This is a genomic window from Nostoc sp., assembly GCF_036916985.1.
Classification (GTDB): domain Bacteria; phylum Cyanobacteriota; class Cyanobacteriia; order Cyanobacteriales; family Nostocaceae; genus Nostoc.
Genome location: NZ_JBALFD010000044.1, coordinates 82,575 through 98,071 on the forward strand (window position 1 = coordinate 82,575; position 15,497 = coordinate 98,071).

The window sequence follows — 15,497 nt, forward strand, 5'->3', positions numbered from 1 at the left end:
AACAGAGAAAAACTGCAACTAGTTTTCAAAGCCTTTTGACCTTTCTACGAGAGGTTGGAAGAGGAGTTAAAATCTATGGTTCTACACGAGAAATAAAGACTTCCATATTTTTGTTTTTTCCTATGAAACTACCCTATCCCTCTTTCTTGTCTCTTACCAATTCTCAGTCCCCAGTCCCCACTCTCGTATGAAAATTTAGGTTTTTTGGCAATCTCAGCAAAAACTCATCCAACTCGGAGTTAACTATACTAGGATGCACAAAGCTGTCATAATCTAAAATCTAAAATCCAAAATGGCATGACCTATCTAGAAACAGCAGCGCAGTTTTACCGCGAAGTTGCCCAAACCCCACAAGTTGGACTTTGTTGTGTGCAAAGTACGCCCCTGCAACTACCAGGATTGAAAATTCCTTTGCCAATGCAGGAAATGAATTATGGTTGTGGCACTACTGTTCACTCCACAGAATTAGGAAACCAGCCTACTGTACTCTATGTTGGCGTTGGTGGCGGCTTAGAAGCGTTGCAATTCGCTTATTTTTCACGCTATACAAGTGCTGTAATTGCCATTGAACCGGTTGCGGCGATGCGGGAAGCAGCCACACGTAATCTAGAAATTGCGGCTCAAGAAAACCCTTGGTTTGACCCCAGCTTTGTAGAAATCCGCGAAGGTGATGCTTTTAACTTACCTGTTGCTGATGCTAGCGTCGATATTGTGGCACAGAATTGCCTTTTCAACATCTTTGAACCAGAAGATTTAACTCTTGCTTTAAAAGAAGCATATCGGGTATTAAAACCAGGTGGACGGTTGCAGATGAGCGATCCAATTGCAACTCGTCCAATTCCAGAACATCTCCAACAAGATGAACGACTGAGAGCTATGTGTTTATCAGGCGCACTCACATATCAACAGTATACTGAACGGATTATACATGCTGGTTTTGGTCAAGTTGAAATTCGCGCCCGTCGTCCTTACCGTCTCCTAGATTCTCAAACTTATAATTTAGAAGAAAACCTACTTTTAGAAAGTCTAGATTCTGTCTCTTTTAAAGTTGTAATTCCAGAAGATGGTGCTTGCATTTTCACTGGCAAAACAGCAATCTATGCTGGTACTGAACCTTTCTTTGATGATTCAGCAGGTCATCTACTTCAGCGAGGTATTCCCGCAGCAGTGTGTGATAAAACTGCTGCTAAACTTGCCGCTATCAAGCCACAAGAAATTATTGTTACTGATTCAACTTGGCACTATAGCGGTGGTGGTTGCTGTTAAATTTTTCAGAAAGAATTCAGAATAATTCTGTACGACTGGGAAATGAATGCACAATTTAAATATTTCACCAATTTCATTCTGGATTCTGATTTCTTATTGATAAACCCTGAAATGTTGTTAATTAGTCTATTTTTAGCTACGCTTTTTTTAGCATATTCAAATGGTGCAAATGACAATTTCAAGGGTGTAGCAACGTTGTTTGGTAGTAGAACAAGTAGCTATCAAACAGCAATTTTGTGGGCGACTTTTACAACTTTTGCTGGTGCAATAACTGCAACTTTTTTAGCACGCACACTAATTAAAAACTTCTCTGGAAAAGGACTATTACCTGATGCGATCGCTAATGCTCCAGAGTTTCATATTGCAGTAGCGATCGCTGCTGGTTTAACTGTACTCATTGCTACACTTATGGGGTTTCCCATTTCTACAACTCACAGTTTAACAGGTGCGATTGTTGGCGCTGGATTAGTAGCGATCGGACTTCAACTGAATTTTGCAATTTTAGGAACTTCCTTTATTTTGCCTTTATTACTTAGTCCAATCCTGGCTATTCCTTTGGGAGCAGGAATTTACAGCTTATCTGGCTATATTAATTCAAAACGGCATCTACCAATCAATCAAAAAACGATTGATACTTGCCATTTTCTTAGTGCTGGAATTGTCAGTTTTGCTAGAGGATTAAATGACACTCCTAAGATTGTTTCACTCATTCTGATTATTGAGTATTTTTCAATTCAGGGAGGAATGATCACAATAGCGATCGCAATGGCACTTGGCGGTTTACTTAACTCCCAAAGAGTTGCTATTACCATGAGTGAAAAGATTACCTCAATGAATCATACTCAAGGCTTATCAGCCAACATAGTAACGGGAGTTTTGGTAATTCTAGCTAGCCGATTTGGGCTTCCGGTTTCTACCACTCATGTTTCAGTTGGTTCTATTTTTGGGGTAGGATTGATTAGCAAAACAGCTAATAGGGGTGTTTTTTCTCAGATATTACTATCATGGGTTTTAACTTTACCAACTGCTGCAATTATTAGTGGAATAATCTACAGATTATTGCAAGGCTAGGAAAACTATCTAAATATATTTGTTCGTGCAATTTTGAAAGAAAAGTAAACAATGCAAACTCAATCAATAATTACACTAGATACAACAGTAACACCATTTAATCACAAACTCAGTTCTCCTTTGACAAAAAAAGGAATCGCTGTTTTACAAATTAATCTAGGTAAGCGTTGTAATCTTGCCTGTACACACTGTCATGTCGAAGCGGGGCCAAAGCGTACAGAAGAACTTTCTCCTGAAATTTGCGAACAGTTGATTTCGCTAATTCATAAATTTCCCGAAATTAAAATTGTGGATTTGACTGGTGGCGCACCTGAAATGAATTATGGATTTAAGCCATTGGTAGAAGCAGCAAAAGCAACTGGAAAACAAGTGATTGTCCGGTCTAATTTGACTATTTATTTTGAAGATGGCTTTGGTAATTTACCAGAATACTTTGCTAAACACCAGATAAGAGTTGTGGCTTCTCTACCCTGCTATCTAGCAGATAATGTTGATAAAATGCGCGGTGCGGGTGTTTTTGATAGTTCAGTCAAAGCTTTGCAGTGGCTTAACCAACTTGGCTATGGTAAAGACCAAAATCTAATTTTGGACTTGGTATTTAATCCCCAATTACCCAACGGTGAAAAATTTTCCTTGGCTCCCGAACAGGGCAACCTAGAACGAGATTACAAAATGTTCTTACAAGAACATTTTGATATTGTATTTAACAACCTCTTCACCATTACCAACCTACCAGTTGGTAGAACTAAAATGCATTTAGAACGGAAAAAGCTATACACCAGCTATTTGCAGTTTTTAGAGTTGCATTTTAATCCCAGCACAGTTGAACATTTAATGTGTCGTGACGAACTTTCAATTGACTATCTGGGCAATGTATATGATTGTGACTTTAACCAAATGATGAATTTGCCTGCAAAAACTCGCAATGGTGAAACCTTAACAGTTGGCAAATTGTTAGAAACTGGTAGTTTAGACCTGATTAGTGAGGTACAAACTGCTGCTTATTGTTATGGTTGTACTGCTGGGTGTGGTTCTAGTTGTGGTGGCGCTTTGCTGTGAAGGACGCAGGTTTCAATCAAGCCTCACAAAAACAGTGCTGAGTGCTGAGTAACGAGTGCTGAGTAAGAAAAGTAATAATCGCACTCAGCACTCTTGAAGTACTGAAAGCTAATAGACATCTCCGAAAAAGAATGTAGAGACGTAGCACTGCTACGACTCTACAAGGGTTTTAGGTAACGTATATTTAATTTCTGGAGATGTCTAAGAATTAGGAAACTCTAACTCAGTGCTTCTCCGTCTCACCTGCACCACCCCAGATGGTAGATGTCGTTCCAACCAATCTTCTAAATCAGCCAGTACCTCGCAGTAATTGATGTCACTTTGAAGTTCGTGATAAGCTCCTGGATATTCGATTCTCAGCTTATCTGTGTAATTTACTCGTTGGTAAAAGATTTCGCTTCCCTCTGGTAAAGCAACTCGGTCTGCGCCACCGTGGAGAATCAATAATGGTAACTGCCAATCAGCGGCGTGAGCATTAATCCAATCAACTGTTGCAAAGAATTCTGTAGCCAGACGGGCGGTAGCACGGGTATGTCGCAGTGTATCTTGGGCATAAGCAGCTAAAACTTGTTGATCTCGTGAACCAGCGCTGATGTCAATACCTGTATTCAGGGTGAAACGCGGCCATACCCGTGAGAGCATTTTTCCTAAAAGTATCCGAATCGGTGAAACCCCTACTTTCCCCAAGGTTGGTGCGATCGCGATCGCACCCTGCAATAATGATGCTTGTTGGGGATAGCGCAGAATGTAATCTAAGACAATCACACCGCCTAAACTATGACCCAAGATAAAAATTGGGCATCCAGGATTTTGAGTCTGAATTAACTCTAAAAATGCTCCCAGGTCTTCGCGAAACTCACTCCAAGCGCTAATATAGCCTCGCTGACCTGGTGAACGTCCATGACCACGCAAATCTAAGGCGTAGACAGCATATTGCTTGGGTATCAAATGCTGAATTACATTATTGTAGCGATCGCTGTGCGCTCCAAGTCCATGCGAAATAGCTAATATTGCCCGTACTTTACCCTCTGGATGCCAGCTTTGGTAATACAGGTCAAGTCCTCCAACACCTGGGAATGTACCTTCTCTATGAGATGCTAGGCGATCGCTATGGTCAATCATCTGGTTAATTTTTTATCCATTTTCCCAGCAAGCTACTAACATGTCAACTAAAATTTAGTGGTCTTCAATCAGTCGGGGGTCTGAATGCCCGACTGATAGCGTTCGCCTTTGGCGTCTCGTAGAGAAGCGTTAGCGAGTCCGCGAGCGTCTTGATTCTGACTCCTGAATTCTGACTTCTGAATTCTTCTTCAAATTATTGCTCTAAAAAGTTTGTCACTTTGAAATTCGATGTTCCCTCCCAACAGTGGTTCAAAAAAGCGCTTACCTGGGCATCTGCTGAATCAGCCGATTCTCTAGAAGCGTTAAATTGCACTGCTGTCACAATGTACTCAAAGATAATTACAAACTGCTTTTGGGGTGAAATTCTTTCGACTACAATTGTTTCACCTATTTTAGGGATTTGAGGCACATTTACCACAAATGTCTCAATTTTCGGTTTATCTAATGGATTTTTGAAATTGAAGTATTTACAGTAAACAATAATTTTCACTTAGACAACCACCAATAACAATTCAAAATTCAAAATTCAAAATTTAAGAGTATATGTAGGGTGTGTTGCACTGTTCTAACGTACCCTACGTTTATTCCAAAAATCTGAATTGGAAAATTGTGAATATTTATTATAGTAGATTTTTCAAAAATATCTCTTAGAGGTTGTTTGAAAAGTGGTTGGCTGTGATTTTAGGCACTTATTGATCCCCCCTAACCCCCCTTAAAAAGGGGGGAACCAGAGTCAAAGTCCCCCTTAAAAAAGGGGGATTTAGGGGGATCTAAAACGTTTTCCTACCGAGGAAAGGACTTTTCAAACATCCTCTTAGCTTATTTACCCTGCCATAGTTGCTGCAACGACTGAAAAATCCTGACAAATCTCTCTTCTAGCCAGAGCATAACATAATCAAGCCATTCCAGAAGTTGCTCTAAGGGGTGCTTTTCATAGCCAGTTGAAGTTGCTTTGGTTTCTATCCAGTCTGGCTGTGCCTCAACTTGACTACTTTGGTGAAACTGCTGTTTCAACATTTCCCCTTTACGACTCTCGCTTGTAGTTTGAGAAATGCTGGTTCGGGTTTGTTTTGCAGCGGCGATTTTTCCAGATGTTTTTTGTCTTGAGGCAAGATTACTAGTTGGTTGTTTCCTTTGCACCAAGCCAGATCCGAATTGAGGTTTTTTTACACTCAAATTCTTTTGTGGAAAGTGCCCTATTGATAAACTTGGTACTAAAGCAGGATTTGTCCTTTGAGAAAGTGTAACTGACTTATCAGCGACGGTTTCGGTGTCACCAAATAAATCATTCCATGTTAGCCAAGGATCATCTGTTAAATCCTGATTATCTAACTGAGGGCTTTTGGATAAGGCTTTTCTAAGGTGTGATGAGAATAGTTTACCAGGCAATCGCTCCTCATTGTTTGTTGCTTCAAGTGTTTTTTTATTGCCAACACCAAAAAAGTAATTAAGTGCCGCTTCAATCAAAGCCTGAAGATTTTGTGTATGAGTTTCCAAACCATCAGCGTTGGGGGCAATTTCTCCCCTACCAGCTAATTGCTCTTTGCCGTAAAGAAATATGTTTAGCTGAGTTTGGGCAAGTTGGGCAATTTCCTGACTACGTTCTTGTACAGGTACTAAAGCATTTGATTCCAACTTAGCAACAGCTATATCTAGAAATGTTAATAATCTATCTGTATTCAGTAAATCTTTTGGTATACCCTCGGCTAAAACTGGAATTTTGGCTGGATTTCCGTCAGTTAGTTTTGCTAATAACTGGTCAATCTGTGGTAATAGCTGCTGCGTTTCTTTTTTAGCTATAATCAACCGCCAATACTGCCAATACTTAGCAACTTCATTAATAATTCGTTCTTCTAATTTTGCCTGTTGTTGGGATGTCAAAATATCAAGAATTTCATTATCGGCAGTAACTAGTACTAAATTCCGATTCATTAAATTTGTGGCAATTCCCCGCACTATTGGAAGATGCGGTTGCAGGGAATTCTCCAATTGTAAAGGGTTGATACTTCCGGCTTGATTCTCTGTAATATTTGATGCTTGAATAAGATTAGCGTTATTTGTAGAGTGATTATCAACGAATTTCGACCGAAAAATTCCCAATAAAGCCAAGCGTTTGAAAGGTTCAGATGTTTTCGCCGGAGTAGAGGCAGCTTCATCAGATGACAGATAATAGACTGCTTCTAGTACATTTTGAATGGGGCTATCAGCATTTGGCGGAGTTTCGGGCTGGAAATCGGTGTCATCAGGTTGTAACTTTAGTCTAGTTTGTGGTTCTTTGGTGTGTAGCGTTTTCCCAGATGATTCAGATGACTGAAACAGTAGATACACTGGGTAAAGTAATACCTCCACACCCCACTTAGTAGCAACTTGCAAATGTCGGTAGGTGTGTTCCCACTGTTGTGTTACCCGCCGAGATTGCTGGTGGACAAAGTTAAATAGTCTGCTTTGATAACGACCAGAGGAACCAGAAGACATAAGTAGTAATTTTTTAGTTCAAGTCTTGTTAAGTTGTGAGACTCGCGCCAAACAATAAAAACAACCAACACCTCATTTTAGCGAATATATGACCCCGACTGTCTCTCAATCCCAAACCAAATTTATCTCAGAAGTAATTGAGCAACTGCGCTCTTTTTGTCAAGTTAATCTTCAGTCTACTTGGCTATACCAGGAATCTGACCTGATTATTACTGATGTTGTAGCTGCTGATTTGTCTCATTGGCAACCTGTCCAGTTGAATGCTAAAGAACATATTGCTTGGACGGACGGGAAAAAAGTGCTATGGCTAGTGCAAAGATTGGTGGTTCCTCAAGATTTACAGGGTTATCCCTTAGCTGGGTTATCTTTGCGCCTGGCGCTGGTTTGGTGGGCGGATTCTGCTGAGATTTATGTAAATGGAGAGTTAGTGCTGGAGGGTGATTTATTTGATTGTTCGCCGAGAGTGCTTCTCAGTCAGGAGGTGAGTCCAGGGGAAGAGTTGATTGTGGCTTTGCGGTTAGTGAGTCCGGGGCATTGTGATGGTGCTTTAGTGCGATCGCTCCTAGTTTATGAATCTATTATTGATAATAATCCCGATCCCGGTTTTGTCGCTGATGAGTTAGCTGTGGTGCAGCTTTATTTGGAAAGGTTTGCACCGGAGAAGTTGGATGTTTTGGCAGAGGTGGTGGGGGAGGTTACGAACCGCAGAGGCGCAGAGGACACGGAGGAAGAAAAGGGAGAGTTAGTAAAGTCGTTTTTGTCTCTACGCCAAAACCTAATTCAATCTGACATCTTAGCCCCCCTTTTTAAGGGGGGTTGGGGGGATCAAAAATCTCAAATTTTCCTGTTGGGTCATGCTCATTTAGATTTAGCATGGCTATGGCCTGTGAGTGAAACTTGGAATGCGGCGCAAAAAACTTTTGAGTCGGTTCTGAAGTTGCAAGCAGATTTTCCTGAGTTAATTTTTTGTCATTCGACTCCCGCGCTTTATGCTTGGATTGAAGAAAATCGCCCGGATTTGTTTCAAGCAATTCAAGCACAGGTGGCCGCAGGACGTTGGGAAGTTGTCGGCGGAATGTGGGTGGAACCGGAACTCAACCTCATTGCTGGTGAATCAATAGTCCGTCAGCTATTGTATGGTCAACGCTATATTCAGGAGAAATTTGGCAAGCTTTCAACTGTGGTGTGGGTTCCAGATACTTTTGGTTTTTGTGCAACTTTACCGCAGTTTTTCGCTAATGCCGGAATTGAGTATTTTGTCACCCAGAAGTTGCGGTGGAATGATACTACTAAATTTGATTATGGAGCATTTTGGTGGCGATCGCCTGACGGTAGCGAAGTCTTTAGTTTGATGTCTGCACCCATCGGTGAAAGCATTGATCCGGTTAAAATGGCATCCTACGCTCTTGAATGGCAAACCCAAACTGGTTTACTAGAATCTCTCTGGCTTCCCGGTGTCGGCGACCACGGCGGCGGCCCCACCCGTGATATGTTAGAAACCGCCCAACGTTGGCAAAAGTCTCCTTTCTTCCCAGACTTAGAATTTACAACAGCTGAAAAGTATTTACAGAAGATTAGTAAAGGAGGCAGGAGGCAGGAGACGAGAGGTAGTAGTGATGATTCTTCCTCATCCCCCTCATTCCCTACTTGGAATGACGAACTATACTTAGAATTTCATCGCGGTTGCTACACTACCCACGCAGACCAAAAACGTTGGAATCGTCGTTGTGAAAATTTGTTGTATCAAACTGAACTATTTGCTACCTTGGCAACAGTAAGCTGTGGTGTGACATATCCCAAGGCAGAAATTGAAGCAGCTTGGAAGCTGGTGTTATTTCAACAATTTCACGATATCTTACCTGGTTCTTCAATTACCCAAGTTTACACCGATGCCTTACCCCAATGGCAGCAAGTGGAACAATTGGGAACGAAGATATTACAGGAATCACTTTTAGCGATCGTATCTCACATTACCCTATCAGAACCACCAAAACCCGATAGTTTGCCTATTTTCGTTTTCAATTCTCTCAATTGGCAACGTTCTGAGGTAGTCTCTGTAGCCTTACCCACACCAGAAGAATGGCAGATTTACGATACTTCTGGAAAGCAACTTATCTCCCAATTATCTGAACCATCAACGCTACTATTTCTCGCCCCCGAAATTCCACCCGTAGGCTACCGCATATTTTGGCTTTCCCCCTCATCCCCCTTATCTCCCGCATCCCCCGCATCCCCCCCACTCCTCCCAGACTGGATTTTAGAAAATGAATTCTTGCGAGTTGTTATAGATCCTGATACTGGAGATTTATCAAGTGTTTTTGACAAAACTTATCAAAGAGAAATTTTAAGTGGGGCGGGGAATCAACTGCAAGCTTTTAAAGACAGTGGTCAATATTGGGATGCTTGGAATATTGACCCTAATTATGCCCAACATCCTTTACCCGCAACAAATCTTCAATCCATTCAGTGGTTAGAACAAGGCCCAGTGCAAAGTCGTGTGCGCGTAGTGCGTCAGTTGGGTGAGTCAGAATTTTGCCAAGACTATATTCTGCAAGCTGGTTCACCTCTGCTGAACATCGCTACTACAGTGAATTGGCAAGAAAATCATGTATTAGTGAAAGCTGCTTTTCCTCTCAATCTGGAAGCCGACTTTGCTACTTATGAAATTCCCTGTGGCGCGATTCGCCGCCCAACTAAGCCACAAACCCCCGCAGAACAAGCAAAATGGGAAGTCCCCGCTTTGCGTTGGGCTGATTTGACAGCAGAAGATACACAGACAAATACCGCAATCCCAAATCGTTATGGTGTCAGTTTGCTGAATGATTGTAAATACGGTTACGACAGCAAACCAAATCAACTCCGCTTAACATTGCTACGCAGTCCTAATTGGCCAGACTCCGAGGCTGATAGAGGTTTTCACGAATTCACATATACCTTGTATCCTCATGCTGGTAGCTGGGAAGCAGCCCATACAGTATGGCGTGGCTATGAATTGAATATACCGTTGCAAGTAATCTTGAATCCATCCGATACTCACAACAGGCTAAACGCCCCATTAACGCTAACAGAACTCAGAACTATTGAAGGGGCGAGTTTCTTAGATTTATCAGCTGAAAATTTAATCTTGATGGCCTTGAAGCCATTTGAAGATAACCCACAGCAGTTAATTCTGCGGTTTTATGAATCTCACGGAGAAACAGCCGAGTTATCTTTGCAAAGTGATTTAGGGTTGAATCTAGGAGATAGAGTAGATTTATTAGAGCGTTCCTCCAGCACTGAATTCTCATCTAGGCAACAAAACTTGACGATAGAGCCTTGGAAAATTGCCAGTTTCAAGGTGATACCAACAATTAATCCCAAGCTAGAGTAAGCCACGATAGCTGTGTCAGTGGTCAGTTGTGGTTTTCCACAGACTAATGACTCTTTTAATCTTCGTGGTCATCAAACGGATCGTTCAATTGCTTGCTAGGAGGGCCAAAAGAGGTATAAATCGACAGTACAGTGATGACAACCACCACGGCAGCCATAGAAATGCTAAGAACTATTGCGGGTTCCATAATTGAGAGATTGATTATGAGTGCTATTCTTATAGAATATTACAGAAGATTAAAAAAAGCTTTGGCAAGTAATCTTAGGTGAACTATGGCACAAAGGACTAGGTTGGGAGATATCCTGAAACCACTGAACTCTGAATATGGGAAAGTGGCTCCAGGTTGGGGTACTACCCCGGTGATGGCTGTTTTTATTTTGCTATTTTTCGTGTTTTTGCTGATTATTCTGCAACTTTACAATCAATCATTCTTGATTCAGGATGTACTTGTAGATTGGCGGAGTTTAGGACGCTAAAAGATACACAGCGATCAAGTTTGGATAACAAGTTAAGTTACACCCGGTTCTTCCGGGTTTTTTTGTCAGTTGTGATTCAGAATTCATATCATGTCCGCATAATCATAGCCCAATACACTTGTAGAGACGGCGATTTATAGCGTCTTGAAAACCCAAAATTGTTGCCAGTAACCCTTAACCCAAGCGCATTGAATTATAGCCGTAGTCATACCATTTCACTTTAATAATGATACAAGTACGCTAGTAAGTGCATCGCATTGCCCATAGCTGTCAACTTAACGCGAAACCGCTTGTCCGCCGGGAATTGAAATTCCCGTATGATAGCTAAAGTCATCTGAAGATGACTAAATATCGCCAAAAATCTCCAGTCTACTTCAGTAGACTTAAGCTATTAGCCCGAAAATTTATTTCCGGGCGGGCATGGAAGTTAAGGCAAGAGACGCGATAAATCGCTGTCTCTACAAATGAAATTGTCTGTTCAGGTGGTTAATTTAATCAAACTCAGGTGGCCACAGTTCTGCGATCGCTAATTCCCAACCTGGTAGTAATTCTGGTATCGTCAGTTTGTCGTTATTTTTTAAAACTACTGGTTCAAGGTTAGGGCGATAAACTGTTACTAAAACTTTGTCAGGGTCAATGAGAATACCCACTGTAGATCCAAGTTCTAAAAATAGCTTAATCTTTTCTTGGAGTGGTTTGATGCGGTCGCAAAGCGTGTCCGAAGGACTCTCGCTTTTCGATTTGACCTCAACCATCAGGTCGGGTACTAACTGCACAAAGTCACGCTGAGTCTTCTTGAGTCGTTCGGCTCGAACAAAGGAAACATCTGGAGCGCGTAGGTTCCTTTTTTCCGGGTCGCCTCCAGTTTCATCATTTTCAATGCTGGGCAAGATAAAACCAGCACTAGAACCAGTCACACGTCCCAATTTGCGAGGCATGACCCATATATTCAAAAATGTCAGCAGACGAGAACCAATTTCGTCTGACTCATAATAGGATGGCCCCATAACGATGATGTTTCCCTCTACAAGCTCCATCCGCAAATCAGGATTTTGTGACTGTAATTGTTCTAAGTCTTTAATTGTCAGAGACATAAAGCATCACTCGCTCGTGGGGCGTTAGCGTAGCTCGCCGCAGGCATCGCCTTTTATGATAGGCGATTATTGAGTAGACTACATAATAATATGCGAGTTTCTGTAGTAGTTCTATAGTTTACAGGAGACAAAAAATGAATATATTTGGTATCGGTCTACCGGAAATGGCTGTAATTATGGTAGTGGCGTTGTTAATCTTTGGTCCCAAGAAGCTGCCAGAAATTGGTCGGAGTGTGGGCAAAACAATTCGTAGTTTCCAAGAAGCTTCCAAGGAGTTTCAAAACGAGTTTCAAAAAGAAGCAGAACAGTTAGAAGAAGCTGTAAAGACTACTGCTGAATTGGAACCTAAGCAAATTTACCCTGCCAAATCTGAGCAAGATACCGCAAGTTCTTCTCAATCTAGCTAGGAGAACATAGGAATTTTGGATTTTGGATTTTGAATTTTAGATTGTTTTGCGGTTTAGAGCAACGTCTTTGGTGAACGTAACAAATCCAAAAAACGCTAGTTCCGACGCTGCGCTATCGTCAATCTAAAATCACTAAGCCTTGTACCCTTACGGTCTATTTCAATCCAAAATCTAAAATCTAAAATCTAAAATTGATTGACTGTAGGCAAAATGACAGAAGCAGTTACGCAACCAGCTTTGGTAATTCCCCAGCTAATTGTCGGGTTGGGGAATCCAGAAGCTAAGTATGACCAAACACGCCATAATATCGGCTTTGCTGCTTTAGAAACTCTCTCCCGTTCTTGGCGCATTTCTTTAGCAGAAAACCGCAAGTTTCAGGGTGAGTATGGCGAGGGTATGGCCCCAGGTGGAGGTAAGATTCGCTTGCTGAAGCCGTTAACTTATATGAATCGCTCAGGACAAGCAATACAAGCGGTGACAAGTTGGTATAAATTGCCGCCTGAATCAGTGCTGATAATTTATGACGATATGGATTTACCCTTGGGAAAAACTCGGCTGCGTTTATCTGGTTCGGCTGGGGGACATAACGGCATGAAAAGTGCGATCGCACATCTTAGTACCCAAAACTTTCCCCGTTTGCGAATTGGGATTGGTAAACCCAAAGATGCAGCTAATAACGATGATTCCGGTGCTATCTCCCATGTACTTGGGCGATTTTCTGCTGCCGAAAATCAGCAAATGTCTCTTGTACTTCAGTTCGTAGTTGAATGTCTTGAACTAAGCCTCAAACAGGGAGTAGAAAAGGCAATGAATGTTTGTAATAGCCGCACCATTAATAATTCTGAGTCTTAGGGTTGGGTGAATACTTCCCTATAAGTTTGGCAAAGGCACTTATTTTGGTTGATGGACAGCAATTTTAGCTTGTTCCATCCAATCAAGATAAAGCCTATAAGGCTCTCTGTGTATAGAGAAAGTAACTCATCTACGCCTTAATTGGCGGTGCGGCATACTTTGCTTAATTTTTGTAAGAATAATGGCGATAGTGCTGTTGCTTGTTTTCAGTCATAACCTCAAGCAACGCCGATATCGCACCAATAGGTTTATTTAAAGCGTCTTGTGCGTCTAGCTGTCACCGCCTTACGTTTACGTTTTTCTATCGGTGTTTCAAAGTGCCGATGATATTTCACATCAGCTAATATCCCAGCTTTGGAAACCTGACGTTTAAACCGACGCAAAGCTGAGTCTATTCCTTCGTTCTCTCCTAGAACCACCTGGGTCATTCTTGCCTTTTCCTCATCATCAATAGTCTCCATTGTAATATTACCCTCAACCTGAGTAAAACACCCCTTAGCTAAAGTCATGATTAAGAGACTATTCGTCCGTTTGAGGCGGGTTACGTGTGCTTCTGAATCTCTAAATCAGCACTTAACGAAAAGTTAATCTAAGTGAGCTAATGCACTCTCAGAGATAATAGAGAAGATGAGAAAATTATAATACTAAATTTTTCTAGCTGTACTAAAAGCTGGAAAATAATGTAGCCTTAAATACTAAGAAATATCAGAAAATATGATTATTTCTACAGATTTTAAAAGTTGATTCTACCCTCATTTAGTAATTTATATCCAGATGCTAATGCTGTAAAAGCAATTATGAAATTCCATAAGCTAGTTGGCTTTAAAATAACTCCACCGCTTAAGAAAACTAATACTATGCCAATGCCTAGAAAAACCCATCCCAAATTACCAGTTTCTCTACGAAAAAAAACTAATGCAAAGATACCTGCCATAATTGCCAAAACCGAAGCTGTAGCAGGTAAGCTACGGTAAAAATATGAATAGTAACCGCTAACAAATATGATATTTTGACCAAAAAAGTATAATCCTGTGAAAAGTAGAATTAAACCTATAAGTTTGATTAACAACCTACCCATAATATTTTGATATTTTTAATGTCTAAAACCAATTTTAACCTGATTATAGTAGAGTTTTGAAAATTCTACGAAATTTTACGTAAAATTCATTTATATACGTGAATATACTGAATAAAATTTCGGATTGTCTGAAGATACCAGTACAAGTAATGTTGATTACATCAAGTAGTCCTTGCCAGCGTTTTATCAAGGTGCTTTAATAGCGATCGCATTCCGCAAAACAGTTTAACCAAGAATCCCCCGCCTTCTAGGCGTCGGGAGTATCAAAGATTCAAAACATTAAACTCAAAGATATGACAAGCTAGTACCATATCCTTGACATTAAATTCTCCCCAAAGCTGAATAGGAGCATACATGGAGCCAATTATTGCTATAGTTTTAGCCCTTATAGGTTATGCATTAGGTTCTGCAAAACTGATTAATCAAGGAAATGAAGCCCTAGTCGAACGCTTGGGGCGGTTTCATCGGAAACTTAAGCCAGGGCTGAACTTTATCGTTCCCTTGGTGGATCAGATTGTGATGGAAGATACTACACGAGAGCAGTTTACAGACATCAAACCTCAAAATGTGATCACCCAAGATAATATTTACGTAGAAGTGGATGCTATTGTATACTGGCGTATTAGAGATATTGAAAAAAGCTTTTACGCAATTGAGGATCTCCAAGGAGCATTGACACAGATAACCACAACCACGCTCCGCGAAATCATTGCACAGAATACCCTAGAGCAGACTAATGTCTCTAGAGCGGAGATGGACTCAGCCATCTTAGACCAGCTGAATCATATAACGGCAGATTGGGGAGTTGAGATTCTCCGGTTAGATATTCAGAGAATCACACTACCTGAGAGTGTACGCAAGTCTAGAGAAGAGGAACAAGCCGCCGTAATCAAAAAACGGGCGCTGATTACCGAAGCCGAAGGGGAAAAGGAAGCTGCCATTAAGAAAGCTGAAGGAACTATGGCTTCAGTGCAAATCATTTCTCAAGCTCTAAGTAGCAATCCCAAAGAAAGTAGGGACATTCTGCGGTATCTTGTCGCTCAAGATTACGTAGATGCCAGCCAAAAACTTGGCGAGAGTAGTAATGCCAAAATTGTCTTTGTAGACCCAGCTAATTCGACTGAAATGTTTCAGGAGTTGATTGCCGAGTCAATAATTACAGAAGGTCACGGCAAAAAATCCGAAAACGGTAATACTTAAGAGTCAAACAATTTTGGATTTTGGATT

The 15,497-nt window shown here is 41.1% G+C and carries 15 protein-coding genes; 8 read left to right on the plus strand and 7 right to left on the minus strand.

All coding sequences use genetic code 11. The annotated features are described in order from the left end of the window. Positions 1–297: 297 nt before the first annotated feature. From arsM to arsS, 3 genes are read left to right on the plus strand one after another with little or no spacing between them, the layout of a single operon-like run. Positions 298–1,266 (plus strand): arsenosugar biosynthesis arsenite methyltransferase ArsM, encoded by a 969-nt coding sequence (gene arsM / locus V7L07_RS16080; protein WP_335059424.1) that lies wholly within the window; start codon positions 298–300, stop codon positions 1,264–1,266. Positions 1,267–1,308: 42 nt separating this feature from the next. Further along, positions 1,309–2,337: an inorganic phosphate transporter gene (locus V7L07_RS16085; RefSeq protein WP_335059426.1), complete on the plus strand. Its 1,029-nt coding sequence runs from the start codon at positions 1,309–1,311 to the stop codon at positions 2,335–2,337. A gap of 51 nt (positions 2,338–2,388) precedes the next feature. After that, positions 2,389–3,396 (plus strand): arsenosugar biosynthesis radical SAM (seleno)protein ArsS, encoded by a 1,008-nt coding sequence (gene arsS / locus V7L07_RS16090; protein ID WP_335059428.1) that lies wholly within the window; start codon positions 2,389–2,391, stop codon positions 3,394–3,396. 201 nt (positions 3,397–3,597) lie between these two features. Here arsS and V7L07_RS16095 read toward each other — a convergent pair whose 3' ends face one another. The 3 genes from V7L07_RS16095 to V7L07_RS16105 all read right to left on the minus strand — a co-directional run bounded on the left by V7L07_RS16095 (position 3,598) and on the right by V7L07_RS16105 (position 6,993). Beyond that, positions 3,598–4,518, minus strand: a complete 921-nt coding sequence (locus V7L07_RS16095; RefSeq protein ID WP_335059430.1) for an alpha/beta hydrolase — start codon at positions 4,516–4,518, stop codon at positions 3,598–3,600. 193 nt (positions 4,519–4,711) lie between these two features. After that, a complete protein-coding gene (locus tag V7L07_RS16100; RefSeq protein ID WP_179068268.1) occupies positions 4,712–5,008 on the minus strand; it encodes a hypothetical protein in 297 nt (98 codons plus the stop codon). A 329-nt stretch (positions 5,009–5,337) separates the two neighbouring features. After that, positions 5,338–6,993 carry a hypothetical protein gene (locus tag V7L07_RS16105; protein WP_335059432.1) on the minus strand — a complete coding sequence of 552 codons (1,656 nt, stop codon included), beginning with the start codon at positions 6,991–6,993 and terminating at the stop codon, positions 5,338–5,340. A gap of 88 nt (positions 6,994–7,081) precedes the next feature. Here V7L07_RS16105 and V7L07_RS16110 point away from each other — a divergent pair, with 88 nt between their 5' ends. Further along, a complete protein-coding gene (locus tag V7L07_RS16110) occupies positions 7,082–10,363 on the plus strand; it encodes an alpha-mannosidase (protein ID WP_335059434.1) in 3,282 nt (1,093 codons plus the stop codon). A 55-nt stretch (positions 10,364–10,418) separates the two neighbouring features. On the opposite strand, the gene psbN is transcribed toward V7L07_RS16110, so the two are convergent. Next, the gene (psbN, locus tag V7L07_RS16115; RefSeq protein ID WP_179068265.1) at positions 10,419–10,550 is read right to left on the minus strand and encodes a photosystem II reaction center protein PsbN; all 132 of its coding nucleotides are present in this window, start codon (positions 10,548–10,550) and stop codon (positions 10,419–10,421) included. 85 nt (positions 10,551–10,635) lie between these two features. Between psbN and psbH the strand changes: the two genes are divergently transcribed. Beyond that, positions 10,636–10,839 carry a photosystem II reaction center phosphoprotein PsbH gene (gene psbH, locus V7L07_RS16120; protein ID WP_179068264.1) on the plus strand — a complete coding sequence of 68 codons (204 nt, stop codon included), beginning with the start codon at positions 10,636–10,638 and terminating at the stop codon, positions 10,837–10,839. A 491-nt stretch (positions 10,840–11,330) separates the two neighbouring features. Here psbH and V7L07_RS16125 read toward each other — a convergent pair whose 3' ends face one another. Beyond that, a complete protein-coding gene (locus V7L07_RS16125; RefSeq protein WP_335059436.1) occupies positions 11,331–11,933 on the minus strand; it encodes a Uma2 family endonuclease in 603 nt (200 codons plus the stop codon). Positions 11,934–12,067: 134 nt separating this feature from the next. Here V7L07_RS16125 and V7L07_RS16130 point away from each other — a divergent pair, with 134 nt between their 5' ends. Both V7L07_RS16130 and pth read left to right on the plus strand, forming a co-directional pair. Next, positions 12,068–12,340, plus strand: a complete 273-nt coding sequence (locus tag V7L07_RS16130) for a TatA/E family twin arginine-targeting protein translocase (RefSeq protein ID WP_179068263.1) — start codon at positions 12,068–12,070, stop codon at positions 12,338–12,340. Positions 12,341–12,550: 210 nt separating this feature from the next. Continuing rightward, positions 12,551–13,192 (plus strand): aminoacyl-tRNA hydrolase, encoded by a 642-nt coding sequence (pth, locus tag V7L07_RS16135; RefSeq protein ID WP_335059438.1) that lies wholly within the window; start codon positions 12,551–12,553, stop codon positions 13,190–13,192. Positions 13,193–13,440: 248 nt separating this feature from the next. On the opposite strand, the gene rpsU is transcribed toward pth, so the two are convergent. Together rpsU and V7L07_RS16145 are read right to left on the minus strand one after the other, a co-directional pair. Then, positions 13,441–13,620: a 30S ribosomal protein S21 gene (gene rpsU / locus V7L07_RS16140; protein WP_322681522.1), complete on the minus strand. Its 180-nt coding sequence runs from the start codon at positions 13,618–13,620 to the stop codon at positions 13,441–13,443. A 305-nt stretch (positions 13,621–13,925) separates the two neighbouring features. Beyond that, positions 13,926–14,270, minus strand: coding sequence for a hypothetical protein (locus V7L07_RS16145; RefSeq protein WP_335059439.1), 345 nt, complete (start codon positions 14,268–14,270; stop codon positions 13,926–13,928). A gap of 354 nt (positions 14,271–14,624) precedes the next feature. Here V7L07_RS16145 and V7L07_RS16150 point away from each other — a divergent pair, with 354 nt between their 5' ends. Further along, on the plus strand, positions 14,625–15,470 hold the full coding sequence (locus V7L07_RS16150; RefSeq protein ID WP_335059441.1) for an SPFH domain-containing protein: 846 nt from the start codon (positions 14,625–14,627) through the stop codon (positions 15,468–15,470). Positions 15,471–15,497 lie beyond the last annotated feature (27 nt).